Raw genomic sequence first — 25306 nt, forward strand, 5'->3', positions numbered from 1 at the left:
TCTATGAGGGGGGTAGCCGATTGCGCGGCCCCCCTTTTTTCATGAATTCAACACGAACCCATACCCGACCCTCCCTGCGCAGCCTGCCTCGCGACTTCTTCGAACTGCTGGGTTCGATGCGTTTCGCCGTCAGCCTGCTGATGTTCATCTGCGTGGCGAGCCTGGTCGGGACCGTGTTGCAGCAGAACCGCTCGTCCAACAACTACATCGATCAATTCGGCCCGTTCTGGTACGAAGTGTTCGACAAATTCTCCATCTGGCACGTCTACAACAGCTGGTGGTTCTTGGTGATCATGGGGTTCCTGGTCGTGTCGACCTCGGTCTGCCTGATCCGCAATGCGCCCAAGATGCTGCGCGATGCGCGTTCGTTCCGCGAGCATGTGCGGGCAAGCAGCCTGCGCGCCTTCCCGCATCGCGTGGAAACCCAGGAACCCACCGATGTGCCGCAAACCTCGGCCGGCTTGAAACTGCTGCTGGAACGCTTGGGTTACGCGGTGCGTCAACGGCAGGACAACGACGGCGTGCTGCTGGCGGCCAAGAAAGGCAGCGCCAACCGCCTGGGCTATGTGTTTGCGCACGCAGCCATGGTCATCATCTGTATCGGCGGCTTGCTCGATAGCGAATTGCCGGTGCGTTTGCAGGTGATGTTCGGCGGCAAGCAGCCGATTGTCGACAACATGCTGATTTCCGAAGTACCCGAAAGCGGGCGCCTGTCGGTCAATAACCCGAGCTTTCGCGCCAGCGTGCTGGTGCCTGAAGGCGGCCAGGCCAGCACGGCGGTTGTGATGGTGGGTGATGGCGCGCTGGTGCAGCCGATGCCCTTCACGCTGAAGCTGAAGAAATTCGTTGTCGACTACTACTCCACCGGCATGCCCAGCCGCTTCGCCAGCGAAGTGGAAGTGACCGACCCCGACACCGGCAAGACGTTCGATTCCACCATCGAAGTCAACGAGCCGCTGCGCTTCAAGGGCATGACCGTTTATCAGTCCAGCTTCGATGACGGCGGCAGCACGGTCGTCTTGAAGGGCTACCCGCTGGTAGGTTCCAACGCCGCCACGTTCAACGTCAACGGCACCGTGGGCAAGACCAGCGAAGTCACCGCCAGCACCACGGGCGGCCCGCGCAGCATGGGCGTCGAGATCACGGCCATGCGCCCGATCAACGTTGAAGACCTGACGCGTGGCGACCCCAAGGGCGCCAACCAGAGCTTTGCCGAGCACGTGGCGTCGGTCTCCGGCAGCGCTGCGGGCAAGAAAAACGAGAACCTGCGCAACGTGGGTCCCAGCGTCGAATACAAGCTGATCGACGACGCGGGCCAGGCGCACGAATTCCAGAACTACATGCTGCCCATGCAGCTGGATGGCGCCAGCGTGTTCCTGGCTGGCGTGCGCAACAACGCCGCCGAACCGTTCCGCTACCTGCGTATTCCGGCGGACGACGACAGTTCGATCGCCGAGTTCATGCGCCTGCGCGCCACACTCGCCGACCCGGCAGCACGCCAGGAAGCGGCGCGCCGCTTCGCCGAGCGCAACAGCCCGTCAGGCGCCGACCGCCAGCCCTTGCAGACGGCCGCCGAGCGCGCGCTGGAGACCTTCGCATCGGGTGGCCTGCAAGCCGTGGCGGCTTTCCTGCAAGCCAATACGCCCGCCGCCGACCTGGAGCGCGCGGCTGACGTGGTGATCCGCCTGATCGGCGCCAGCATGAATGAATTGCGCGCCATTGAGCGCGAGCGCGCCGGCCTGCCCGCCGTGGCGGTCGAAGGCCCCGAAGGCGAACGCGCCGCCGTGTGGTCGCGTCTGGCCGTGGCGGCGTTGTCGGACCTGACGGTCTACCCCGCGCCCGTCTTCCTGTCGCTGGCGGATTTCAACCACGTGCAGGCCAGTGTGTTCCAAGTGAGCCGCACGCCGGGCAAGAACACGGTCTACCTGGGCAGCCTGTTGCTGGTCCTGGGGGTGTTCTCGATGTTCTATATTCGAGACCGCCGCGTCTGGATCTGGGTCAAGCCGCAAGGTAACGGCAGCAGCGTCCTGGCGGCCATGACGTCCCAGAAGCGTACACTCGACTTCAATCAAGAGTTCGAACGCTTCAAGCAGGCGCTGCTGCGCCAGAACCGGTCTTAAGGTTTTTTATGTCGACGACGACCACCACGCATCCCTCCTCACCGGACACGCTCGCCGCGTCGCCCGACACGCTCTGGCAAGACAGCTTGTCGGAAACCGGCGACAGCCGCGCCCGGCGCGGCAAGCCCGACTGGACCGATGTCGTTTTCTTCCTGTTGCTGGCAGTGGGCGCGGGTTTCGCGCTGACCCGCTACGGCAACGCGATGGATTACTACGAGAAGATCATTCTCTGCGGCACCGTGCCCGCACTGGCCTGGATGGGCTGGCTGTGGCGTCCGATGCGCCACCTGATGATCGCCTGTGCGATCTCGTCGGGGCTGGCGTTGATGCTGTACGGCAACGACCTTGCCCGCGCCGAGCAGGTGTTCTTCCTGAAGTATCTGTTCTCGTCCCAGTCAGCCATTTTGTGGATGAGCGCGCTCTTCGCGCTGGCCATGGTCTGCTACTGGATCGGCGTGTTCAGCCCCACGGCCGCATGGCTGGGGACGGCGCTGACCTGGGGCGCAGTCTTCGCGGGCGTCACCGGCCTCTTGGTGCGTTGGCGCGAAGGCCATCTGATGGGCCCGGACCTGGGCCACATCCCGGTCAGCAACCTGTACGAAGTGTTCGTGCTGTTCTCGCTGATCACGGCGCTGTTCTACCTGTACTACGAACGCAAATACGCGACCCGCGCGCTGGGCGGCTTCGTGCTGCTGGTGGTGACGTCCGCCGTCGTGTTCCTGCTCTGGTATTCGTTCACGCGGGATGCGGGGCAGATCCAGCCCTTGGTGCCCGCGCTGAAAAGCTGGTGGATGAAGCTGCACGTACCAGCCAACTTCATCGGCTATGGCACGTTCTCGCTGGCGGCGATGGTGGGTTTCGCGTACCTCGTCAAGCAACATGGTCAGACCACGTCATGGGCCAAGCTGGCGCCGCTGTTCGTGTTGGGCGTGCTGCTGTGCGCCGAACCGATGGTGTTTCGCACCGATGGCCTGTCGGCCACCTGGATGCTGTACTTCGGCGTGGGAGCGGTGATCGTCGGCGCCATCTTGCTGGGCCGCCGCCGCATTGCGGCCGCGCTGCCCTCGCTTGAGGTGCTGGACGACATCATGTATCGCGCCATCGCGATCGGCTTCGCTTTCTTCACCGTCGCAACCATTCTGGGCGCGCTGTGGGCCGCGGATGCCTGGGGCGCGTACTGGCAGTGGGACCCGAAGGAAACCTGGGCGCTGATCGTGTGGCTGAACTACGCGGCATGGCTGCACATGCGTCTGATCAAGGGCTTGCGCGGCACCATGGCGGCCTACTGGGCGCTGATGGGGCTGCTGATCACCGGCTTCGCATTCCTGGGCGTGAACATGTTCCTGTCGGGCCTGCACTCCTACGGGCAGCTGTAATTCCGGATCGCGTCTTGCGGCTTGCCGCAGATGACGGAAAGAGAAAAGAGAAAGGCCCCGCGAGGGGCCTTTTTCATCGGGGCAACACGCACTGCGCCGGTTGCGTTCAAGGCAGTGTGGATTCGCCGCGCAGCAGATCGTCCAGCGTCTCGCGTTGGCGCACCACGTGGTAATTGGCCCCGTCCACCATCACCTCAGCGGCGCGGGCGCGCGTGTTGTAGTTGCTGGCCATCGCCATGCTGTAAGCGCCTGCCGATTCCACCGCCAGCACATCGCCTTGCTGGATGGCCAGTTTGCGCTGCCGGGCCAGCCAGTCGGCGCTTTCGCACACCGGGCCGACGACRTCGTATGCCACCTGATCGCCGGCGCGCGGGCGCAACGGTTGCACGCCATGGAACGCCTCGTAGAGCGCAGGGCGCAGCAGGTCGTTCATGGCGGCGTCGACAATGGCGAAGTTGCGCGCTTCGGCATGCTTCAGATATTGCACCGTAGTCAGCAGCACCCCCGCATTGCCCACCAGCGAACGGCCTGGTTCCAGCACCAGGTGCAGATGCCCCTGGCCGCGCGCGTTCAGGCGTTCAAACACGCGGTCAAGCAGCGCCTGGGGTGACGGGGGCGTCTCATCCGTGTAGCGGATGCCCAGGCCACCGCCCAGGTCCAGATGGGCGATGCGGATGCCTTCCTGATCCAGCGCGTCGATCAGGTCCAGCAACTTTTCCAGCGCATCGAAATAGGGGCTGATGTCGGTCAGCTGTGAACCGATATGGCAATCGACGCCAACGATGTCCAAGCCCGGCAAAGACTGCGCGACGCGATAGACGTCCAGCGCGGATTCAATGGCAATGCCGAACTTGTTTTCTTTCAGGCCGGTGGAAATGTAGGGATGCGTCTGCGCGTCCACATCGGGGTTCACACGCAGCGACACCGGGGCGCGCACGCCCAGTTCTTCAGCCACGTCGGACAAGCGGTGCAGCTCGGCTTCGGACTCGACGTTGAAGCACTTCACCTGGGCCGCCAGCGCAGCGCGCATTTCCCAGGCTTGTTTGCCTACGCCGGAAAACACAATCTTGGAGGGATCGGCGCCCACCGCCAGCGCACGCTTGAGTTCGCCGCCGGACACGATGTCAAAGCCCGCGCCCAGGCGTGCGAATTCCTTCAGCACCGCCAGGTTCGAATTGGCCTTCATGCCGTAGCAGACCAGGACGGGGCGTTGCCCAATGGCGCTGCGGTAGGTTTCCCAGGCGCCTTTGAGCGCCGCGCGGGAATAGATGTAGAGCGGTGTGCCTAGCCCATGCGCCAGATGGTCCAGCGGCACATCCTCGGCGTACAGTACGTTGTTGCGGTACTGGAAGTAAGGGTGGCCGGCCAGCTCTGGCGGCGTGGGGAAGGCGGCGGTCATGGGATCGATGGCGCGGGCGGGATTTGCGATGCCGGCGTTTGCGACCGCGTGGGCGGCTTGCCGTCAGGGGTCGGCATATACAAAGGCCCCTTGTACCCGCAGGCCGCGACCATGCCGGAGGCCACGAGCGTGGCTACAATGCGAAGAGCCATGCGGCTGAATGCCAATTGGAACACTGGGAACTCCGTAATTCTTGCAGGCTCGATTATGACCGAAACCGAATTTCTTGCGTTGATCGACCAGGTGCTGGACAGCATCGAAAGCCAGGCCGATGACTGGGCGGCTTCGCTCGACGTCGACGTTGAAACCAGCCGCAGCGGCAATGTGCTGACGATGGTTTTTGAAGACAATACCCACGTCGTCGTGAACAGCCAGGCTGCCATGCAGGAGCTGTGGGTCGCCGCGCGCAGCGGTGGCTTTCACTACCGCTATGACGGCCAGCACTGGAACGATACCCGAGGCGGCCCGCAGATGCCGGACGCCTTGTCTCAAATCTGTTCCGCCGCGGCGGGCGTGCCCGTTACGCTGAAACTATAAAGCTGGCGTGTCCGGTCAGTAAAAAATAGGCCGGCCGCCATAGTCCGGCTTTTCAGGTGCCAAGAAGCCCCGGGTTTTACCCCCCGGGGCTTTTCGTTATTTTCGCTGGGGCATGGGTCAAGGTGGGTCAGAATTTGAAGACTTCTTCCAGATCCACCGATTCTTCCACCGATTCCAGCTTCACGCTTTGTTCGATGTGCTCCAGATGATGCAGCGTCAGTTCCTCGGCGCGCTGGGCGTCACGCGCAGCGATGGCTTCGGTAATGAGCTCGTGTTCGTCGTCGCGGCAACTGGTGGCGGTGGGCAGGTTGTACAGAAAGATGACCAGGCAGGTCAGCGTGGACAGCTCGCGCATGGTGCGCGCCAGTTCACCGTTGCCCGCCAGCTCGCTCAGCAGAATATGAAATTCGCCCGCCAGCCGGATGATGGCGCGCTTGTCGTCGCGCTTGCGGGCATCGTGTTCCAACAGGACATGCTCGCGCAGGCGCGCCAGCTTCTCGGGCGTAAGGTTCTGCGTCAGGCGCCGCACGACGGCAGGCTCTATCAGCCGGCGCGCCTCGAAGACGTCACGCGCTTTTTCGATGGACGGCTTGGCGACGTAGGCGCCGCGCTGGGGAAATAGTTCGACGATCTGTTCGTGGGCCAGGCGCGCGAGAACCTCGCGGATGCGCGGCCGGCTGACTTCAAAGATTTCGGCCAGACGCTCTTCGACCAGCTTGGTGCCGGGCTTGAGGCGGTTGTCCAGGATGGCGCGGTAGATGCGCTCGTAGATGCCGGTGACCGAGTTTTCGCGTTTGTCTGATGCCATGGGCTCGTTCTTGGTTTGCGCGTGAGAAGCCAGGGCGGGATCGCCGCCGTGGGTAATGAGCAGTCGCTTGCCGCTTGTAGGCCGCATGTTGCCAGCAACATGGCGGATGAACGTGAAGATACCCGATCAGCCGCCGCCGTTGGACAAGGCCCGCCAGCCAGCGCCCAAAATAATGTTAACAATTCAGCCGTGAAATGTATATTTCAGGGTAATCACTAGCGTAATCATTTTTGTATTCGGCCTAGAATCCGCTCACAACATGCCCATCCCGCCACGCCTTCGCGGCAGGGGAAGGGCGGATCAGACGGGCTGACGCATATGACGAAGCAAGGTTTTGATCTGGTGCTGCGTGACGCGGTGCTGGCAACGGCTGGCGATATCTGTCGCGCGGATCTGGGGATCGTGGACGGCCGCATCGTGCAGATCGGCCGCGGCTTGGCGCCGGGCATGTGTGAAATCGATGTGGCCGGACGAGTGGTCACGCCCGGCGGCATCGATGCCCATTGCCACCTGGACCAGCCGATGGCGCCGCCCGTGAAGTTGGCGGATGACTTTTTTACCGGTACGCGCTCGGCCGCCTGCGGGGGCACGACCACCGTGATCCCCTTCGCGGCGCAGCGCAAGGGCGCGACGGTGCAGGCCGCCATCGACGACTACCACCAGCGCGCCGACGGCCGAGCCTGCGTGGACTATGCGTTTCACCTGATCCTGACCGACCCCACGCCGACCGTGCTGGCTGAAGAGCTGCCGCGCCTGATAGAGGCCGGCTACACCTCGTTCAAGCTGTATATGACGTACGACGCGCTGAAGTTGTCCGACGCCCAGATCCTGGACGTGCTGGACGTGGCGCGCGTGCACGGCGGCATGGCGATGATCCATGCCGAGAACTCCGACTGCATCGCCTGGCTGACGCGCCGCCTGGAGGCCTCGGGCCGCACGGCGCCGCGGTTTCATGCCATTTCGCGGCCGATGCTGGTGGAGCGCGAGGGCGCGCATCGCGCGATCGCTCTGTCCGAGCTCATCGACGTGCCCATCCTGCTGGTGCACATCTCGGGCGGCGAAGCGGTTGCGCAAATCCGCGAGGCGCGCGCCAAGGGCCTGAATGTCTATGCCGAAACCTGCCCGCAGTACCTCTTGCTGACCGCTGCGGATCTTGGCACGGACGACAGCTATTTCGGCGCGCGCTGCGTGTGCAGCCCACCGCCGCGCGACAAGTCCAGCCAGGAGCAGATCTGGCAGGGGCTGGCAGACGGCCTTTTCACGGTGTTTTCGTCTGACCACTCGCCATTCAACCTGACGGGCGAGGACGGCAAGATGCCCGGCGGCCAAGAGGTGGCATTCCGTCATATTCCGAATGGCATCCCCGGCATCGAAACGCGCATGCCGTTGCTGTATTCCGAAGGGGTGTTGGCCGGTCGTATCAGCCTGAACCGCTTCGTAGAGCTGACCGCCACCCAGCCGGCGCGCGCCTATGGCCTGTACCCGCGAAAGGGCACGCTGGCCATCGGCAGCGATGCCGACCTGGTGATCTGGGAAGAGCGTGAATTCACGCTCGCCAATGAACACCTGCACCACGCGGTGGACTACACGCCGTACGCGGGCATGACGCTGCGGGCGTGGCCCGCGATGACGCTGCTGCGTGGACAAGTCGTTTGGGACGGCAAGCGCTTTACGGGCGCGCCGGGTCAAGGAGAGTTTTTGCCGCGCGGGCTGCCCAGCCTGGCGCCGCCAAGCGCCCGCAAGGGCACGCGGCCAGACTGGCGCTAACGCAACGCGCCACATGGACACTCGAAAATCATTTCGGAGGAAATTGCGTTGAAGACTACCTTGATCAAGAACGCCGAATTCGTGGTTGCCTGGGACGACACGCGCCAGCAGCACGTCTACATGAAGAACGCCGACGTGGCGTTTGCGGACGGCCGTATCACGCACGTCGGGGCGGGGGCGCAGGCGGCCACGCCCGATGCGCAAATCGTCAGCGGCAGCGGCATGATGGTGATGCCGGGTCTGGTGGACATCYACAGCCATCTGGTGCACGAACCCATCAACAAGGGCTACACAGACGAAACCGGGTCACCAGGCCTGTACAACTCGAATCTGTACGAGTACATGCCCACGATGGAAGGCGACGACGAAGCCGCGCCCGCGCAGCTGACGCTGGCCGCCGCCGAACTGCTGATGTCGGGCGTGACGACCGTCGTGGACATGTCGGTCGCGCACGAGCACTGGATCGACATCATGGTGCAAAGCGGCCTGCGGGCTTATATCGCGCCCATGTTCCGCTCGGCGCGCTGGTACACGCGCAACGGCCATGTGGTGGAGTACGACTGGAACGAGAAGGCCGGCGAGGCGGGCATGGAGCGCGCGCTGGCGCTGATCGACAAGGCTGAGGCACACGAGTGCGGCCGCCTGACGGGCATGCTGGTGCCCGCGCAGATCGACACCTGCACGCCCGAACTGCTGAAGGCCAGTCATCAAGAGGCGAAGCGTCGCGGCATTGGCTGGCAGACACATGCCGCACAGTCGCTTCCGGAATTCCACGAAATCACGCGCCGCCATGGGCTTACACCCGTTCAGTGGCTGCACAGCCTGGGCGTGTTGGACCCCGGCAGCATCGTGGGACACGGCATCTTTGTGGACGACCATCCGAATACGCACTGGGGCACGGCGACCGACCTGTCCATCCTGTCCGAAACGGGCGCCAGCGTGGCGCATTGCCCCACGGTCTTCATGCGCCGGGGCATGGCGCTGCGCGACTTTGGGCGCTATCGACGCGCGGGCATCAACCTGGGTATCGGCACGGACACCTATCCGCACAACATGATCGAGGAAATGCGCCACGTGGGTTACCTGGCTCGCTTGATGGCGCAAACACCGCGCGCGGTCACCACGGGCGAAGTGTTCCACGCCGCGACGGTTGGGGGCGCGAAGGCGCTGGGCCGTGAAGACCTGGGCCGCATCGCGGTGGGTGCGCGCGCCGACCTCGTGATGGTGGACATGACGCATCACTTGATGCGCCCGTCGCGCGATCCGGTGCGCAGTCTGGTTTACGCCGCTGCGGACCGCGCCGTGCACACCGTGTACATCGACGGCCGCCGCGTGCTGCACGAAGGGCAGGTGCATTCGCTGGATTACCGCAAGGCCGCCGAGCAGGTGGACGAGGCCCAGCGCCGCGCCGAGGCGTTGGTGCCTTCGCGCGATCTGGTGGCCGGCCGCAGCGCCCAACAGATGTCGCCGCTGTCATTTGACGTTGTGTGACCTGATCGCAACTCCATCCGAAGGGCCGGCACAGGCCCCGTTCTTCCATAAAAACTTCAAGGGAATGACATGGCTTTTCTGAACGCTCAAAGAGTTGAATCGCGCTACGGCCTGGGCCGCGTCGGCGCCGCGCTGGCTTGCGCCGCTACCCTGGCCTGGGCGCCCGCGCAGGCGGAAACCCTGACTGTGGTGATGGCCAGCAAATTAACGGTGCTGGACCCCGTGCTGACGGCGTCGCACCAGACGCGCAACCACGCCTACATGATCTACGACACGCTGCTGGCGACGGACGCGAACAACAAGATCCAGCCGCAGATGGCGGACAAATGGGAAGTCTCGCCGGACGGCAAGACCTATACGTTCACGCTGCGCGATGGGTTGAAATGGCACGATGGCGCCGCCGTGAAGGCCGAGGACTGCGTGGCTTCGATTCAGCGATGGGCACAGTCGGACAAGACCGGCCGCCAGCTCATGCCCTTGGTTGCATCGATGGACGTCATCGATGACAAGACTTTCAAGATCGTGCTGACGGCGCCGGCGGACGTGCTGTCCGCACTGGGCAAACCCAGCGGCCTGCCCAGCTTCATGATGCCCAAGCGCGTGGCGCAAACGCCGGTGGCGCAAGCCATCAGCGATTACACCGGGTCCGGGCCCTTCAAGTTCGTGCAGAAGGAATTCCAGCCGGGCGTGAAGACGGTCTACGAAAAGAATACCGACTACGTGCCGCGCAAGGAGGCGCCCAGCTGGACGGCCGGCGGCAAGGTGGTCAACGTGGACCGCGTGGAATGGGTGGCCATGGCCGACCCGATGACGACCGTCAATGCCCTGCTGGGCGGAGAGGTCGATTACATCGAGACCGTGCCTTTTGACCTGGTGCCGATGGTCAGAAGTGCACCGGACGTGACGTTGCGCGTGCTGGACAAGATGGGCTACCAGCCCATGTACCGCTTCAACCAACTTAATGCGCCCTTCGACAACAAGCTGGTGCGCCAGGCCGCCATGTATGCGGTCGGGCAGGGCGACATCCTGAAGGCGCAGGTGGGCGATCCGGAGTTCTTCAAGACTTGTGGCGCGGTGTTCGGCTGCGGCCTGCCGTATTCCAGCGATACCCGTGCCGACATGATCGTGCCGTCCAATATCGACAAGGCGAAGGCGCTTCTGAAGGAGGCCAAGTATGACGGCGCGCCCGTCGTGATCCTGCATGCCACCGACATCGCCATGGCGTCCGCCATTCCCGTGGTGATGGCGCAGCAGTTGCGCCAGGCTGGCTTCAACGTTCAATTGCAGGCCATGGACTTCATGACCATGCTGTCGCGCCGCGCCAACCGCGACGTGCCCGCCAAGGGCGGCTGGAGCATTTTCGTGACCACGTGGCACGTCAGCGAAATCATGGACCCGCTGCGCAACTATGGCGTGTCGGCCAACGGCGAGAAGGCCTGGTTCGGCTGGCCGACCGTGCCGAAAGTCGAGGCACTGCGTGATCAGTTCCTGGTGGCGGCGACGGAACCTGAACGCAAGCAGATCGCCGACCAGTTGCAGGACGTGATGCTGGACGAAGGCGTAGCCGTCACACTGGGCCAGATCGAGACCGCCGCCGCCTACAGCAAGAAGCTGTCGGGCGTGTTGGAATCACCCGCGCCGGTGTTCTGGAACATTAAGAAAAGCCGGTAAGCCAGCATGTTCAGCTACCTACTCAGACGCATCCTTGCAACCGTTCCCGTGGTGCTGACGGTGGCCGTGCTGGTGTTTTGCCTGTTGCGTCTGACGCCGGGGGACCCGGCGCTGATGCTGGCAGGCGATGCGGCCACCGAGACGCAGCTGGCCCAGATTCGCGAGCACATGGGGCTGGACCGGTCGCTGGCCACCCAGTTCCTTCTTTGGAGCGGCCAGGTGCTGCAAGGCGATCTGGGCGTGTCGCTGCATTCGGGCACGCCCGTCACTGCGATGATCAGCGCCCGCGTGGGGCCGTCGCTGGCGCTGGCGCTGTCGACCATCCTGCTGTCCACGCTGATCGCGGTGCCGCTGGGTGTGTTCTCGGCGTGGCGGCGCGGCACCCGGACAGACCGGGCGGTGATGGCATTTTCGGTGCTGGGTTTTTCGGTGCCCATCTTTGTCACCGGCTACGCGCTGATCCTGCTGTTTGCCATGAAGCTCGGCTGGCTGCCCGTGCAAGGCTATAAGTCGCCGTCGGCGGGCTTGGTGGCCTTCGGCCTGCACCTGCTGCTGCCCACCATCGCACTGAGCACGGGCTTTGTCGCCTTGATTGCGCGCATTGCACGCAGCAGCGTGCTGGAGGTGATGGGCGAAGACTTCATTCGCACCGCGCGCGCCAAGGGCATCACCGAACGCGCCGTGATGATGGCGCATGCGCTGCGAACCGCGGCCGTTCCCATCATCACCGTGATCGGCGTGAGCATCGCGTTATTGATCAGCGGTGTGGTCGTCACGGAATCGGTGTTCAACCTGCCCGGCCTGGGCCGGCTGGTGGTCGAGTCCGTGCTGGCCCGGGATTATCCGCTGATCCAAGGGCTGATCCTGCTGTTTTCACTGGTCTACATCGGTGTGAACCTGACCATCGACGTTCTGTACTCGGTGTTCGATCCGCGCATCCGTTATTGAAGGAACTTGCATGTCCACTTCCATACACTCGATCGCGGGTGGGGCCGGCGCTGCGCCTGCCATCCGCAAGCGACCCGCGTCCGCGCTGGTTCGCACGCTGTCCACCTGGCCGGTCATGGCGGCGCTGGCGGCGCTTGCGCTTATCGTCCTGGCCGCTGTCTCGGCCAACCTGCTGGGCCTGGCTGACCCGATGGCCATCAATCCCATGCAGCGCCTGAAGGGCTTTTCCGCCGAGCACTGGTTTGGCACCGATGCCTATGGCCGCGATGTGCTGTCACGCGTGGTCCATGGCGCACGCATTTCACTGATGATCGGGGCGGGCACGGCCGTGGCCGCGTTGATACCCGGGCTCGCGCTGGGCGTGATCGCGGGCTACTTTCGCACGGCGGACATGGTCATCATGCGCGTCATGGACGGCATCATGTCCGTGCCGAGCATCCTGCTTGCCATCGCGCTGGTGGCGGTAACCGGCGCCAGCATGTTGACGGTGCTCATCGCCATTGCCGTGCCTGAGTTTCCGCGAGTGGTGCGCCTGGTACGCGGCCTGATCCTGAGCCTGCGTGACGAGCCTTATGTGGAAGCCGCCATTTCGCTGGGCACGCCCACGCACGTGCTGATGCTGCGCCATCTGGTGCCGAACACGGTGGCGCCGCTGATCGTGCAGGGCACCTTCATCTTTGCGTCCGCCATGCTGTCCGAGGCGGTCATGAGCTTCCTGGGCGTCGGTATGCCGCCAGAGTTTCCGTCCTGGGGCAACGTGATCGCCGAAGGCAGGATGTACTTCCAGATCAAGCCGGAGCTGATTCTGCTGCCAGGCGTGTTCCTGGCGCTGACCGTGCTTAGCGTGAACATGCTGGGTGACGCCATGCGCGACGCCCTTGATCCCAAGATGGCGAGAAGGGTCTGACATGAACGATTCCACAATGCCCGTGCTGCAAGTGCAGAATCTGTCGGTGTCGCTCGTAGGCGCGCCGGTGGATGAGCCGCGCCACGTGGTCGAAGGCATCAGCTTCGACATACACGCCGGTGAAACACTGTGTGTGGTCGGGGAGTCCGGATCGGGCAAATCCGTAACGTCATTTTCGGTAATGGGCCTGCTGGCGCCGGATGCGCTGCGGCCCAGTGCGGGTCGCATCCTGCTTGACGGCGAAGACGTGCTGGCGTGCACGCCGGAGCGCCTGCGCGAACTACGCGCGACCCGCATGTCCATGGTCTTCCAGGAGCCCATGACGGCGCTCAATCCGGTGCGCACGGTGGGCTGGCAGATCGACGAGGTACTGCGCACCCATAGCGCCATGGACGCGGCCTCGCGCAAGCGCAAGATCCTGGACATGCTGGAGTCGGTGCGGCTGCCGGACGTGGAACGCATCTACCAGTCCTATCCTCATCAGCTTTCCGGCGGACAACGCCAACGCATCGTCATCTGCATGGCGCTGATTCTGAACCCCAAGCTGCTGATCGCCGACGAGCCCACCACCGCGCTGGACGTGACTACCCAGAAGCAAATCCTGGCGTTGATTCTGGAGTTGCAGAAGTCGCACAACACTGCGGTGCTGTTCATCACGCATGACTTCGGCGTGGTGGCGGAAATTGCCGATCGCATTGCGGTGATGAACCGCGGAAAGCTGGTCGAGGTGGGTACGCGCGACGAGGTGCTGGCGCGTCCGAAAGAGGCTTACACCCGCATGCTGGTGTCATCGGTGCCGGGGCTGGCGCCGTCGGCTCGGCAGGCGCCCAAGGGCGAACCTGTGCTGGTCGTCAACGGTCTGCAAAAGACCTATAGCGAGCGCGGCTTCTTCAAGGCAAAGCGCGCGGTGCACGCGGTGCGCGATGTCAGCTTCACACTGCGCAAGAAAGAGATCGTGGGCATCGTGGGCGAATCCGGTTCGGGCAAGTCCACCCTGGCGCGCTGCATCGCTCGCCTGATCGATCCCAGTTCCGGCAGCGTGCGCCTGGATGGCACCGAAATCGCCACGGCCAGCAAACGGGCATTCCATCCTGTGCGCAAGCGCATCCAGGTGGTGTTCCAGGACCCGTACCGGTCGCTGAATGCGCGCCTTCGCGTCGGCGATTCGATCATCGAGGGCATGCGCAACTTCGGCGTGCCACAAGACGAGGCGCAAGCGCGGGCGATAGAGCTGCTGGATATCGTCGGGCTGGGCGCGGACACCATGGAGCGCTATCCGCATCAGTTCTCGGGCGGGCAGCGCCAGCGCATCTGCATTGCGCGCGCCCTGGCCCTGCGGCCCGACATCCTGATCGCCGACGAGGCGGTCTCCGCGTTGGACGTGTCGGTACAGGCGCAGGTGCTGGAACTGATTGAAGACATACGCACCCGTACCGATACGGCCGTGCTGTTCATCACACACGACCTGCGCGTGGCGGCGCAGATCTGCGATTCGATTGTTGTGATGAAGTCGGGGCAGATCGTCGAAGCGGGGGAGGCGGCCGCGGTGCTGACCCGGCCGCAGGATGGCTACACGCGCCAGTTGCTGGACGCCGCGCCGGGCCGGCATTGGGATTTCAAGCGGTTCAGGCCGGCCGAAGCGGTGCTTCAGTAGAAAGCCGGCTGCCCATCAGCAACTGAAGGCCGGCCATCACAGGCCGGCCTTTTTTCATCAGAACGGGATCTTCTGCGACCACGGGGCCGCGTTTTGCGTTCCCACGCCCGGCGCTACCTTGATCTTCGTATCTTCGTTGCTGCTGCTGCCCAAGCCATGCAGGAACTCACCCAGCGTGTCGGCCTCGGCCAGACCCAGGCGGGCCACGGCCTGCCCAGGCGGGAATTCCGAGAAATAGAACTCGCCGTTTTCCACGATGATGCCGTCGGGGCGCGCACGCGGCTTTTCTTCCGGCACGCCCTTGAGCACTTCTTGCATGTAGTCGACCCAGATCGGCATGGCGACGCCGCCACCCGTTTCGCGCGAGCCCAGCGACTTCGGCTGGTCAAAGCCCAGCCACGACGTCGCAACCAGGTTCGGCGTGTAGCCCGAGAACCAGGCGTCCACGGATTCGTTGGTCGTGCCCGTCTTGCCGGCGATGTCGTTGCGCTTGAGCAGCACGCGAGCACGCGCCGCGGTGCCGTAGGTGGCCACGCCGCGCAGGATGTCGTCCATGACCCAGGCGGTGCGCGGGTCGATCGCGCGGGCAGCGGCGTCGCCCGCCACCACCGGCTTGGATTGCATGATGACCTTGCCGTTGCTGTCGGTCACGCGGTCAATCAGATACGGCGTGACGCGGTAGCCGCCGTTGGCAAACACCGAGAACGCGCCGGCCAGTTGCAGCGGCGTGACGGAGCCTGCGCCCAACGCCAGCGGCAGCACGGCCGGCTGGCGGGCCTTGTCAAAGCCGAAACGGGTCAGGTAGTCCTGCGCGTACTGCGGGCTGATGGCTTGCAGGATGCGGATCGACACCATGTTCTTCGACTTGTACAAGCCCTGGCGCAACGTCAGCATCGGTTCGTACTGGTTGCCGTAGTTCTTGGGGTTCCAGGCCTTGGAGCCGGTTTGCGCGGCAGTCAGTTCGAACGGCTGGTCAGAGATTTGCGTGGCCGGCGTCAGGCCGCGTTCCAGCGAGGCCGCGTAGATGAAGGGCTTGATGTTCGAGCCCGGCTGGCGCCACGCCTGCGTCACGCGGTTGAAGTTGCCGCGATAGAAGTCGAAACCGCCGACCATGGCGCGGATGGCGCCGTCTTGCGGCGACAGGGCCACGAACGCTGCCTGCACCGAAGGCAGGTTGATGATTTCCCAGTTGTCGCCGAACTTGCGGATGTAGACCACCGAGCCGCGCTTGATGCGCTGTTCGGGCTTGGCCTTGTCGTTCAGTGCGCGGGCGACAACGCCCAGCACCTTCTTGTCGGTCACCGTGATGATTTCGCGTGAGCTGCGCGCGAGCTTCACTTCGGTGGGGCTGGCCGACAGGACCAGCGCGGTGAGCAGGTCGCCGCTATCGCTGAACTTGTCGAACACGCCGTCCAGGAATTCGTCCAGCGCCGCCGGATTGTTTTCGGTGCCGGGGGGCAGGTCCAGCTGTTCCTCGGGGCCAGGGTAGGGCGCGCGGCGCGTGTATTCCAGCACGCCTTCACGCACGGCGCGGTATGCCGCTTCCTGGTCCTTCGACTGCACGGTGGTGTAGATGTTGATGCCGCGCGAGTAGACGTTGTCTTGGTAGACGTTGAACAGCAGCTGGCGCGCCAATTCCGCCACGTATTCGCCATGAATGGAATACCCGCCGGCCGGCGTGCCTTCCGCCGACTTCATGACGATCTGTTGCGCCATCGCCTGCTTGTATTCCGGCTCGGTCAGGTAACCCAGCGACTGCATGCGGCCCAGCACATAGCGCTGGCGCAGTTCGGCGCGGGGGCGGTTCGAAATCGGGTTGAAGCGCGAAGGCGCCTTCGGAATGCCGGCCAGCATGGCGGCTTCGGCCGGCGTCACTTCCGCTAGCGGCTTGCCGAAGTACGTGCGCGAGGCGGCTGCGAAACCGTAGGCGCGGTGGCCCAGATAAATTTGGTTCATGTAGAGCTCAAGGATCTGGTCCTTGGTGAGCTCGGACTCGATCTTGAACGTCAGCAGCAGTTCGTAGAACTTGCGCGAATACGTTTTTTCCGACGACAGGTAGAAGTTGCGCGCGACCTGCATCGTGATCGTGCTGGCGCCCTGCGTCTTCGACATGTTGATCAGGTTCGTCAGGCCCGCGCGCGCAACGCCCATCCAGTCGATACCGCCGTGCTGATAGAAGCGGTCGTCTTCGGCCGCCAGCACCGCGGACTTCATGACGTCCGGAATTTCATTGAAACGCAGCACGTTGCGGCGTTCTTCGCCAAATTCGCCGATCAGGACGCGATCCGCCGTATAGACGCGCAGCGGCACCCGCGGGCGATAGTCCGTCATGGCGTTCAGGTCTGGCAGGTTGGGCCAGGCCAGCGCCAGCGCCATTCCCGCCAGCAATACGCCGCACAGGAACAGGCCGGCAAAGAGGATGCCGGTTTTTACGAAGAATCGCAGGATCGGGGAGCCGCTCTTGGCGGGCTTGTCTTTCTTGGAGGAATTCTGGGGCTTGCTCATCGCGGCGATTTTACGGGTAACTCCGGTCCCGGCTCAGCGCTCGGGATCGGTTTCTGTAACAAGATAGTTCTGTGTGGTACGCGGGCAACTGGCGGCAGATGTGATAATGCCGACATGAACTTTTCCGCCCACTCATGTCCGGAGGCTGACCCGGACCCAGCGCCCTCCGACGAGGCGCCTGAAAACTTGCCTTGCGCCATGGAGTGCACAGGCAAGACCGTGTCGTTGCCGCACGACCTGCCCGTCTTCCTGGTCGGGATGATGGGCGCAGGCAAGACCACCATCGGCCGTAGCCTGGCGCGTGCGCTGGGGCGCGAGTTTATGGATTTGGATCATGAGCTCGAGGCGCGTTGCGGCGTGCGGGTGCCGGTTATCTTCGAAATCGAGGGCGAAGCCGGTTTTCGTCGCCGAGAGTCCGCCGCCTTGGAAGAGTGTACCCAACGGCGCAACATTATTCTTGCAACCGGCGGGGGCGCGATCCTGGCGGCCGAAAATCGTCAGCGGCTGCACGAACGCGGAATCGTCGTCTATTTGAGGGCCAGTGTGGACGAATTGTTCCGCCGTACTTGCCGCGACCGTAACCGCCCCTTGCTGGCTACGGCGGACCCCCGCGGCACCCTGCGCGACCTGATGACCCTGCGGGAACCCCTCTACAAGGAAGTCGCCGACCTGGTGGTGGAAACGGGCGCGATGCCCATCCACACCCTGGTCAAGGCGTTGCTGCCGCAATTACAAGCCTTTGAGAAGCGTATATGAACGTTGTTGACGTCGACACCCCGGGCGGAAGCTATCCCATCCACATCGGCCCCGGCCGCATCGATGCCCTGGACCAATGCATCCCCGCCGACGCTACCGCGATTGCGGTCGTCACCAACCCCACGGTGGCGGCGCTGTATGGCGAACGCGCCGAAGCCGCGTTGGCCCGCACCGGTAAACGCGTGCTGCGCATTGAACTGCCTGACGGCGAGGCCTACAAAGACTGGCAGTCGCTGAACCTGATTTTTGACGCCTTGCTGACCCACCGCCTGGACCGCCGCTGCGTGCTGGTGGCCCTGGGTGGCGGCGTCATTGGCGACATGACCGGGTTCGCTGCCGCCGTCTACATGCGTGGCGTGCGCTTCCTGCAAGTGCCCACGACGTTGCTGGCGCAGGTGGATTCATCGGTGGGCGGCAAGACGGCCGTGAACCACCCGCTGGGCAAGAACATGATCGGTGCGTTTTACCAGCCGGTTGCGGTGGAAATTGATACCGATGTGCTGAACACGCTGCCTGCGCGCGAAGTGTCGGCCGGGCTGGCTGAAGTCATCAAGTACGGCCTGATCCTGGACCCCGACTTCTGGACGTGGTGCGAAGACAATGCGCAAAAATTGCGCGCTCTGGACCCGCAGGCCGTCGCCTACGCCATCCGCCGTTCGTGCGAGCTGAAGGCGCAGGTGGTGGGCAAGGACGAGCGCGAGTCCGGCTTGCGCGCCATCCTGAACCTGGGCCACACCTTTGGCCACGCCATCGAGTCCGGGCTGGGCTACGGCGCCTGGCTGCACGGCGAAGCCGTGGGCTGCGGCATGGTGCAGGCGGCCGAGCTGTCCGCCGACGTGGCGGGCTTTGCCCGGGCCGATGTCGAGCGCGTGCGCGCGCTGGTGGCGGCGATTGGCTGCCCGGTCGTGGCGCCCGACCTGGGCGCCGACCGCTGGCTCGACCTGATGCAGGTCGACAAGAAGACCGAAGGCGGCTCAATCCGCTACGTGCTCATGCCCCGCATTGGCGAAGCGTTCATGCGCGCCGCCCCGGACGACGCGGTGCGCGCCGTCCTGGCACGAACCACTCAGTAACCGTGATGGAGACGGTGTTGCAGATGAAAGAACTGGCTTCCTACGCATCCGACCCGTCTCAATCGCGCGGCCGGACTTATTCTGAACCGCCGCCTGAAAACCGCACCGAGTTTCAGCGCGACCGGGACCGCATCGTTCATTCCGGCGCGTTCCGCCGCCTGGAATACAAGACGCAGGTCTTCGTGAACCACGAAGGCGACCTGTTCCGCACCCGCCTTACGCACAGCCTGGAAGTGGCGCAGATTGCGCGTACGCTGGCGCGCAGCCTGGGGCTGTCGGAAGACCTGACCGAAGCCATCTCGCTTGCCCATGACCTTGGCCACACGCCGTTCGGCCATGCCGGGCAAGACGAGCTGAACGCCTGCATGCGCGAGCTTGCGCCCGAGGCGGGCGGCTTCGAGCACAACCTGCAAAGCCTGCGCGTGGTGGACGAGCTTGAAGAACGCTATGCGGACTTCAACGGCTTGAATCTTTGCTTTGAAACGCGTGAAGGCATCCTGAAGCATTGCTCGGTGGCGCACGCGCGTCAGCTGGGTGATGTGGGCGAACGCTTCCTCTCCCGCACGCAGCCGTCGCTGGAAGCCCAGTTGGCCAACCTGGCCGACGAGATCGCCTACAACAATCACGATATTGATGATGGGCTGCGTTCCGGGCTGATCACGCTTGAGCAACTGAAAGACGTGTCGATCTTCGAACGCCATCACGCTGAAGTGCTTAGCCGCTATCCCGGGCTGGCCCAGCGCCGCGCCGTGGCCGAGACGATCCGCCGCATGATCAACACGCTGATCGTTGACCTGACGCACACTTCGCTTGCGCGCATCCGCGACGCGGCACCTGCCAGCGTGGATGATGTGCGCCGCTCACCGCCGTTGGCGGGGTTCTCGGACGAGATCCGCCGCGAAGCCGATGCGTTGAAGAAGTTCTTGTTCGACAACCTGTACCGGCACTATCAGGTGCTGCGCATGACGGCCAAGGCGCGCCGCATCGTGCGCGAACTGTTCGCGGCGTTCCTGGATGATCCGCGGTTGCTGCCGCCGGATTACCGCAGGCCCGCCTTCAATGAGCAGGCACGCGCCATTTCCGATTACATCGCCGGCATGACCGACCGCTACGCCATCCGCGAACATAAACGCCTGTTCGACATGGGTTGATCGCGGCCGGCCTGCCGCCGGCATCGCCGCGGGCTAGCGGTGCTTGCGGTACGGTTCGTCTTCGGGCACGAACGTGGCTTCGGCGCGCGCATCGCGCATCCAGTCCTGCATGGCGGGCAGCGCCAGCACCGCATCCATGTAGTCACGCACGGCACCCGCGGCGGGGATGCCATAGGTGGTGAAGCGCGACACTACTGGCGCAAAGAACGCGTCAGCAATGGAAAACGCACCGAACAGGAACGGGCCGCCCCGGCCGAATTCTGCGCGGGTGTCGTGCCAGATGGCTTGCAGCCGCGACACATCCTGCTGCGCGGCTTCCGGGAACTTGATGCCGGGCAGGTGCGCTTCGATGTTCATCGGCATGGCATTGCGCAATGCGCCGAAGCCGCTGTGCATTTGCGCCGCCAGCGAACGGGCGCGGGCGCGCGCATGCGCGTCCTTTGGCCACAACTGCGCCTCGGGGCGCTGCTCGGCCATGTATTCGCAAATGGCCAGAGAATCCCAGACGGCAAAATCACGGTCCAGCAGCACGGGCACCAGGCCGGCTGGCGACACCGCACCTACCTTGCGTGAAAACTCTTCCGTGAAAAACCCGAGCTTTTGCTCAGTAAAGGCAATGCCGGTTGCGCGCAGGGCCAGCCATGGCCGTAACGACCACGAGGAATAATTCTTATTGCCGATGATCAGGGTGTACATGCCAGTCCTTACGCAGGGATTATCCAAGTCGACGTGCTGAATCACCGTTCGGCAGGTTCACCTTCTGGCAGGTTCACCTTCCGGCAGGGTCATCCTTTGCAGGATGACCTTCCAGAAGGATCATCTTCCAGCAGGATCATCTTCCAGCGTTTCGGCGCAGCAGCTTGCCCAGGTATTGCCCGGTGTGGCTGGCTTGCGTCGCCGCGACGTCTTCCGGGGTGCCTTGCGCCACCACGTAGCCGCCGCCGTCGCCGCCTTCCGGACCCATGTCGATCAGCCAGTCTGCCGTTTTAATGACGTCCAGGTTGTGTTCGATGATGAGCACGGTGTTGCCGCTGTCGACCAATTGATTCAGCACTTGCAACAGTAGCTCGATATCGCGGAAATGCAAGCCGGTGGTGGGCTCGTCCAGGATGTACAGCGTGCGCCCGGTGCTGCGGCGCGACAGCTCTTGCGACAGCTTCACGCGCTGCGCTTCACCGCCCGACAAGGTGGTCGCGCTTTGGCCCAGCCGAATATAGGACAGACCGACATCGATCAACGTGTGCAGCTTGCGCGAAATGGCCGGCACCGACTCGAAATATTCCAGCGCCTGTTCGACCGTCAGCTCCAGCACTTCGCTGATGTTGCGGCCGCGATACCGAATTTCGAGCGTTTCGCGGTTGTAGCGCTTGCCGTGGCAGACGTCGCAAGGCACGTACATGTCGGGCAGGAAGTGCATCTCGACCTTGACCACGCCGTCGCCCTGGCAGGCTTCGCAGCGGCCGCCCTTGACGTTGAAGCTGAAGCGGCCGGGGTCGTAGCCGCGCGTGCGGGCTTCCGGCACGCCCGCGAAGAGTTCGCGGATGGGCGTGAACAGGCCCGTGTAGGTCGCGGGGTTGCTGCGCGGCGTGCGGCCGATGGGGCTTTGGTCCACGCTGATGATCTTGTCGAAATTCTCCAGCCCTTGCATCGACACATAGGGGGCGGGTTCGCTTTGCGCGTGGTGCAGCTGGCGCGACACGGCGACCGCCAGCGTGTCGTTGATGAGCGTGGACTTGCCGGAACCCGACACGCCCGTCACGCACACCAGCCGGCCCCCGGGCAGGCGCAGTTCGACGTCTTTCAGGTTGTTGCCGCTGGCGCCCGTCAGGGTCAGCCAGGGCAATTCGTCGTTGACCGGACGGCGGGCGGGGATGGCGATCTCGCGCGCGCCGCTCAGGTATTGGCCGGTCAGCGAGTTCGGGTCGCGCTGCACCGTTTCGGGATCGCCTTGCGCCACGACTTCGCCACCGTGTTCGCCCGCGCCCGGGCCCATGTCCACCACCCAATCGGCCATGCGGATCATGTCTTCGTCGTGCTCGACGACGATGACGCTGTTGCCCAGGTCTCGCAGGTGCTGGAGGGTGCCGATCAGGCGGTCGTTGTCGCGCTGGTGCAAGCCGATTGAGGGCTCGTCCAGCACGTACATCACGCCCGTCAGGCCTGAGCCAATCTGGCTGGCCAGGCGGATACGCTGGGCCTCGCCGCCCGAAATCGTGTCGGCGCTACGGTCCAGCGACAGGTAATTCAACCCGACGTTGTTCAGGAAGCTGAGCCGTGCTTCGATCTCGCGCACGATGCGCTGCGCGATCTCTTGCTTGGCGCCGGTCAGGTTCAGGTTTCGGAACCAGGCCAGGCAGCTCGACAAGGGCATGGCCTCGACTTCGTAGATGGCCTGGCCGTGGCGCTCGCCGCCGCGCGGGTCGTGGCCGATCAGCACATTGCGCGCTTCGGGGCGCAAGCGCGAACCGGCACAGTCGGGGCAGGTCTTGATATTGCGGTACTTGCCGAGTTCTTCGCGCACCGTGGCCGAATCCGTCTCGCGCCAGCGGCGCTCCAGGTTCGGGATGACGCCTTCGAAGGCGTGGCGCTTGACGGTGCTGCGGCCTTTTTCGTTCAGGTACAGGAACGAGATTTCTTCTTCGCCAGAGCCATAGAGCACCTTGTCGCGCAGCGCTTCGGGCAAGTCTTCGAAGGGCGCTTCGATATCGAATTCGTAATGCGCGGCAAGGCTCGTCAGCAGCGAATGCGTGAAGGCGTTGCGGCGGTCCCAGCCGCGGATTGCGCCGGCGGCCAGGCTCAGTTCCGGGAAAGCCACGACGCGCTTCGGGTCAAAGAAGCCCACTTGTCCGATGCCGTCGCAACTGGGGCAGGCGCCCATCGGGTTGTTGAAGCTGAACAGACGCGGTTCGAGTTCGGGCAGGCTGTGGCTGCATACCGGGCAGGCGTAGCGGCTGGAGAACACCTGTTCCCGTTCGCTATCCATGTCCAGCGCCAGCGCGCGGCCATCTGCCAGCAGCAGGGCGGTCTCGAAGCTTTCCGCCAGACGCTGCTTGCTTTCCGGCTTGATGCGCAGCCGGTCGATGACGACATCGATGTCGTGCTTTTCGGTTTTCTTCAACGGCGGCATGCCGTCGATTTCCACCAGTTGCCCGTCCACCCGCAGCCGCACATAACCCTGGGCTTGCAAGCTGGCGCATTCGTCTTCGAAGCTGCCCTTCTTGCCACGGGCAATCGGCGCCAGCACGGCCAGACGCGTTTCGGGCGTCCAGCCCAGCACCGCGTCGACCATCTGGCTGACGCTTTGCGCTTGCAGGGGCAGGCCGTGATCTGGGCAGTAGGGCGTGCCGACCCGCGCGTACAGCAGGCGCAGGTAGTCGTGGATCTCGGTGATGGTGCCGACCGTGGAGCGCGGGTTGTGCCCCGCGGCTTTCTGCTCGATCGAAATGGCCGGCGACAGCCCTTCGATAAGGTCCACGTCCGGCTTGTCCATCAGTTGGAGGAATTGGCGGGCGTAGGCGGAAAGGCTTTCCACATAACGTCGTTGGCCCTCCGCGTACAGCGTGTCGAACGCCAGCGAAGACTTGCCCGAGCCGGACAAGCCGGTGACGACCACCAGTTTGTGGCGCGGCAGGTCCAGCGAGACGTTCTTAAGGTTGTGGGTGCGTGCACCCCGAATGCGTATCGCGTCCATCGGGCTCTTTTAAGCGGTTTCAAAGGCCAACTTGGTACTATAGCGCGCCGAATCCCTCAGCGTTCGGGGCAGTCCGTCAAGATTGACTGAACCGGGTCCGGCGCCGCACCGCTAGATCAGACCGTGAGCGTGTGACATCCACGCGCGCGCACCGCCCTTGTCATTGTTGAAATTTCCGCATGCCGGCAGACACCAAACTGAAATTGACCCCTTCCGAGCGCCGCGCGAGCGTCGCGCTGGCCGGCTTGTTCGCTGCGCGGATGCTGGGGCTGTTCCTGTTGTTGCCGGTTTTTGCCGTCGCCGCCGCCGGCATGCCGGGCGGGGACGACCCCGCGCGCGTCGGCCTGGCGCTGGGCATGTATGGCCTGACCCAGGCGTTCATGCAGATTCCCTTCGGGCTGGCGTCTGACCGCTGGGGCCGGCGGCCCGTCGTGCTGTTCGGCCTGCTGCTGTTCGTGGCGGGCAGCATCGTCTGTGCGCAGGCCACCGATGTGTACTGGATCACCATTGGCCGCGCCATCCAGGGGGCGGGCGCCATTTCGGCCGCGGTCACCGCGTGGCTGGCCGACGCCACCCGCGACGAAGTGCGCACGCGCGCCATGGCCATGGTGGGCGGATCAATCGGCTTGTCTTTCGCGGTGTCACTCGTCTTGTCGCCCGTGCTGGTGGGGTGGTGGGGGCTGTCCGGCCTGTTCTGGACCATCGCCTGCCTGGGCGTGATCTGCCTGGCCGTGGCGCGCTTTGTCGTGCCGGTGGTGCCACGCACGCAAGCCCGGACGATGCAGTCGGCCAATCCGCGTGAAGTGCTGACCCACCGCGATCTGCTGCGCCTGAACTTCGGCGTGTTCGTACTGCATTTGATCCAGGTGTCGTTGTTTGTCGTGGTGCCTGCCTTGCTGGCCAAGGTCGGCGGGCTGGACGCGCGAGACCTGTGGAAGGTCTATCTGCCCGTCATCCTGGTGTCGTTCGTGCTGATGGTGCCGGTGGTGTTCGTGGCGGAAAAGCGCCGCGCTCATCGCGGCGCCCTGCGCGCAGCAGTCGCCGGGCTGGTGCTGGTCTGCGCCTTGCTGCCGGCGGCCAGCCATGGCTTCTACACGCTGGCCGTGGCGCTGACCGGCTTCTTCGTCGCCTTCAACGTGCTGGAAGCCTTGCAGCCGTCGCTGGTGTCCCGCGTGGCCCCGCAAGCCTACAAAGGCTTGGCGCTGGGCTTCTACAACACCGCCCAGGCGGCTGGCCTGTTTGCGGGCGGCGCGCTGGGCGGCTGGCTGGCGTCGCACTCGGGCGCAAGCGCGGTTTTCATCGGCGCGGCTATCCTGTCGGCCGTCTGGCTGGCCGTGACCTGGGCGTTGCGGCCCCTGGCTTAGGGGTCGCGGGGATGCGTCCCCGAAAGCCTGGGAAAGTCGTTGATCGCGCTGTGAACGGCGCTCAACGGATCGCAATTCGGATCACCAC

19 protein-coding genes are annotated in these 25306 nt (G+C 64.2%); 13 read left to right on the forward strand and 6 right to left on the reverse strand.

Annotated features, from left to right (window positions below; genetic code table 11):
• Nucleotides 1-41 precede the first annotated feature (41 nt).
• Nucleotides 42-2120: a cytochrome c biogenesis protein ResB gene (locus tag AC1DB0_RS19365; RefSeq protein ID WP_476757458.1), complete on the forward strand. Its 2079-nt coding sequence runs from the start codon at nucleotides 42-44 to the stop codon at nucleotides 2118-2120.
• 8 nt (nucleotides 2121-2128) lie between these two features.
• Complete coding sequence (gene ccsB / locus AC1DB0_RS19370; RefSeq protein WP_054420838.1) at nucleotides 2129-3496, forward strand: c-type cytochrome biogenesis protein CcsB; 1368 nt, start codon at nucleotides 2129-2131, stop codon at nucleotides 3494-3496.
• Between the two features lie 106 nt (nucleotides 3497-3602).
• Here the strand turns inward: ccsB and lysA are convergent, their stop codons facing one another.
• Together lysA and lptM are read right to left on the reverse strand one after the other, a co-directional pair.
• Entirely contained in the window at nucleotides 3603-4895 is a 1293-nt protein-coding gene (gene lysA, locus AC1DB0_RS19375; protein WP_476757459.1) for a diaminopimelate decarboxylase, read from the reverse strand.
• Complete coding sequence (gene lptM, locus AC1DB0_RS19380) at nucleotides 4892-5152, reverse strand: LPS translocon maturation chaperone LptM (RefSeq protein WP_346552557.1); 261 nt, start codon at nucleotides 5150-5152, stop codon at nucleotides 4892-4894. The genes lysA and lptM overlap by 4 nt, the downstream gene beginning before the upstream one ends.
• On the opposite strand from lptM, the gene cyaY reads away from it, so the two are divergent.
• A complete protein-coding gene (cyaY, locus tag AC1DB0_RS19385) occupies nucleotides 5103-5432 on the forward strand; it encodes an iron donor protein CyaY (protein ID WP_054420836.1) in 330 nt (109 codons plus the stop codon). The genes lptM and cyaY overlap by 50 nt on opposite strands.
• Before the next feature lie 127 nt (nucleotides 5433-5559).
• Here the strand turns inward: cyaY and AC1DB0_RS19390 are convergent, their stop codons facing one another.
• On the reverse strand, nucleotides 5560-6240 hold the full coding sequence (locus AC1DB0_RS19390; RefSeq protein WP_054421363.1) for a GntR family transcriptional regulator: 681 nt from the start codon (nucleotides 6238-6240) through the stop codon (nucleotides 5560-5562).
• 318 nt (nucleotides 6241-6558) lie between these two features.
• Here AC1DB0_RS19390 and hydA point away from each other — a divergent pair, with 318 nt between their 5' ends.
• From hydA to AC1DB0_RS19420, 6 genes are all read left to right on the forward strand, one after another.
• Entirely contained in the window at nucleotides 6559-8007 is a 1449-nt protein-coding gene (gene hydA / locus AC1DB0_RS19395; RefSeq protein ID WP_476757460.1) for a dihydropyrimidinase, read from the forward strand.
• Between the two features lie 48 nt (nucleotides 8008-8055).
• Complete coding sequence (locus AC1DB0_RS19400) at nucleotides 8056-9498, forward strand: amidohydrolase family protein (protein WP_476758720.1); 1443 nt, start codon at nucleotides 8056-8058, stop codon at nucleotides 9496-9498.
• Between the two features lie 69 nt (nucleotides 9499-9567).
• Nucleotides 9568-11169, forward strand: coding sequence for an ABC transporter substrate-binding protein (locus AC1DB0_RS19405; RefSeq protein ID WP_476757461.1), 1602 nt, complete (start codon nucleotides 9568-9570; stop codon nucleotides 11167-11169).
• Nucleotides 11170-11175: 6 nt separating this feature from the next.
• Nucleotides 11176-12117, forward strand: a complete 942-nt coding sequence (locus AC1DB0_RS19410; RefSeq protein WP_054420833.1) for an ABC transporter permease — start codon at nucleotides 11176-11178, stop codon at nucleotides 12115-12117.
• A gap of 10 nt (nucleotides 12118-12127) precedes the next feature.
• The gene (locus tag AC1DB0_RS19415) at nucleotides 12128-13024 is read left to right on the forward strand and encodes an ABC transporter permease (RefSeq protein ID WP_054420832.1); all 897 of its coding nucleotides are present in this window, start codon (nucleotides 12128-12130) and stop codon (nucleotides 13022-13024) included.
• Nucleotide 13025: 1 nt separating this feature from the next.
• Nucleotides 13026-14678 (forward strand): ABC transporter ATP-binding protein, encoded by a 1653-nt coding sequence (locus AC1DB0_RS19420; protein WP_441371930.1) that lies wholly within the window; start codon nucleotides 13026-13028, stop codon nucleotides 14676-14678.
• Nucleotides 14679-14735: 57 nt separating this feature from the next.
• Here the strand turns inward: AC1DB0_RS19420 and AC1DB0_RS19425 are convergent, their stop codons facing one another.
• Nucleotides 14736-17183: a penicillin-binding protein 1A gene (locus tag AC1DB0_RS19425; RefSeq protein ID WP_346552558.1), complete on the reverse strand. Its 2448-nt coding sequence runs from the start codon at nucleotides 17181-17183 to the stop codon at nucleotides 14736-14738.
• 114 nt (nucleotides 17184-17297) lie between these two features.
• On the opposite strand from AC1DB0_RS19425, the gene AC1DB0_RS19430 reads away from it, so the two are divergent.
• From AC1DB0_RS19430 to AC1DB0_RS19440, 3 genes are read left to right on the forward strand one after another with little or no spacing between them, the layout of a single operon-like run.
• Nucleotides 17298-17939 carry a shikimate kinase gene (locus tag AC1DB0_RS19430; RefSeq protein ID WP_420840123.1) on the forward strand — a complete coding sequence of 214 codons (642 nt, stop codon included), beginning with the start codon at nucleotides 17298-17300 and terminating at the stop codon, nucleotides 17937-17939.
• Nucleotides 17936-19012 (forward strand): 3-dehydroquinate synthase, encoded by a 1077-nt coding sequence (gene aroB, locus AC1DB0_RS19435; protein WP_054420828.1) that lies wholly within the window; start codon nucleotides 17936-17938, stop codon nucleotides 19010-19012. Before AC1DB0_RS19430 ends, aroB begins: the two co-directional genes overlap by 4 nt.
• Nucleotides 19013-19035: 23 nt before the next feature.
• A complete protein-coding gene (locus AC1DB0_RS19440; protein ID WP_175170406.1) occupies nucleotides 19036-20163 on the forward strand; it encodes a deoxyguanosinetriphosphate triphosphohydrolase in 1128 nt (375 codons plus the stop codon).
• A 33-nt stretch (nucleotides 20164-20196) separates the two neighbouring features.
• Here the strand turns inward: AC1DB0_RS19440 and AC1DB0_RS19445 are convergent, their stop codons facing one another.
• Both AC1DB0_RS19445 and uvrA read right to left on the reverse strand, forming a co-directional pair.
• Nucleotides 20197-20859 carry a glutathione S-transferase N-terminal domain-containing protein gene (locus AC1DB0_RS19445; protein ID WP_454669998.1) on the reverse strand — a complete coding sequence of 221 codons (663 nt, stop codon included), beginning with the start codon at nucleotides 20857-20859 and terminating at the stop codon, nucleotides 20197-20199.
• Between the two features lie 136 nt (nucleotides 20860-20995).
• Nucleotides 20996-23854: an excinuclease ABC subunit UvrA gene (gene uvrA, locus AC1DB0_RS19450; protein WP_054420826.1), complete on the reverse strand. Its 2859-nt coding sequence runs from the start codon at nucleotides 23852-23854 to the stop codon at nucleotides 20996-20998.
• Between the two features lie 179 nt (nucleotides 23855-24033).
• Between uvrA and AC1DB0_RS19455 the strand changes: the two genes are divergently transcribed.
• Nucleotides 24034-25218 carry an MFS transporter gene (locus AC1DB0_RS19455; protein ID WP_054420825.1) on the forward strand — a complete coding sequence of 395 codons (1185 nt, stop codon included), beginning with the start codon at nucleotides 24034-24036 and terminating at the stop codon, nucleotides 25216-25218.
• The last annotated feature ends 88 nt before the right edge of the window (nucleotides 25219-25306 follow it).

It is taken from the genome of Achromobacter sp. 10T422, from assembly GCF_056394065.1.

Excerpts from the sequence above, each read along its gene's own strand:
- hydA (WP_476757460.1), top strand. The coding sequence starts at position 6,559 with ATGACGAAGCAAGGTTTTGATCTGGTGCTGCGTGACGCGGTGCTGGCA.
- lptM (WP_346552557.1), bottom strand. The coding sequence starts at position 5,152 with ATGCTGTCCAGCACCTGGTCGATCAACGCAAGAAATTCGGTTTCGGTC.
- AC1DB0_RS19420 (WP_441371930.1), top strand. The coding sequence starts at position 13,026 with ATGAACGATTCCACAATGCCCGTGCTGCAAGTGCAGAATCTGTCGGTG.
- AC1DB0_RS19390 (WP_054421363.1), bottom strand. The coding sequence starts at position 6,240 with ATGGCATCAGACAAACGCGAAAACTCGGTCACCGGCATCTACGAGCGC.
- ccsB (WP_054420838.1), top strand. The coding sequence starts at position 2,129 with ATGTCGACGACGACCACCACGCATCCCTCCTCACCGGACACGCTCGCC.
- AC1DB0_RS19445 (WP_454669998.1), bottom strand. The coding sequence starts at position 20,859 with ATGTACACCCTGATCATCGGCAATAAGAATTATTCCTCGTGGTCGTTA.
- cyaY (WP_054420836.1), top strand. The coding sequence starts at position 5,103 with ATGACCGAAACCGAATTTCTTGCGTTGATCGACCAGGTGCTGGACAGC.
- AC1DB0_RS19455 (WP_054420825.1), top strand. The coding sequence starts at position 24,034 with ATGCCGGCAGACACCAAACTGAAATTGACCCCTTCCGAGCGCCGCGCG.
- aroB (WP_054420828.1), top strand. The coding sequence starts at position 17,936 with ATGAACGTTGTTGACGTCGACACCCCGGGCGGAAGCTATCCCATCCAC.
- AC1DB0_RS19410 (WP_054420833.1), top strand. The coding sequence starts at position 11,176 with ATGTTCAGCTACCTACTCAGACGCATCCTTGCAACCGTTCCCGTGGTG.
- AC1DB0_RS19440 (WP_175170406.1), top strand. The coding sequence starts at position 19,036 with ATGAAAGAACTGGCTTCCTACGCATCCGACCCGTCTCAATCGCGCGGC.
- AC1DB0_RS19365 (WP_476757458.1), top strand. The coding sequence starts at position 42 with ATGAATTCAACACGAACCCATACCCGACCCTCCCTGCGCAGCCTGCCT.
- AC1DB0_RS19425 (WP_346552558.1), bottom strand. The coding sequence starts at position 17,183 with ATGAGCAAGCCCCAGAATTCCTCCAAGAAAGACAAGCCCGCCAAGAGC.
- AC1DB0_RS19430 (WP_420840123.1), top strand. The coding sequence starts at position 17,298 with ATGAACTTTTCCGCCCACTCATGTCCGGAGGCTGACCCGGACCCAGCG.
- AC1DB0_RS19415 (WP_054420832.1), top strand. The coding sequence starts at position 12,128 with ATGTCCACTTCCATACACTCGATCGCGGGTGGGGCCGGCGCTGCGCCT.
- uvrA (WP_054420826.1), bottom strand. The coding sequence starts at position 23,854 with ATGGACGCGATACGCATTCGGGGTGCACGCACCCACAACCTTAAGAAC.
- AC1DB0_RS19405 (WP_476757461.1), top strand. The coding sequence starts at position 9,568 with ATGGCTTTTCTGAACGCTCAAAGAGTTGAATCGCGCTACGGCCTGGGC.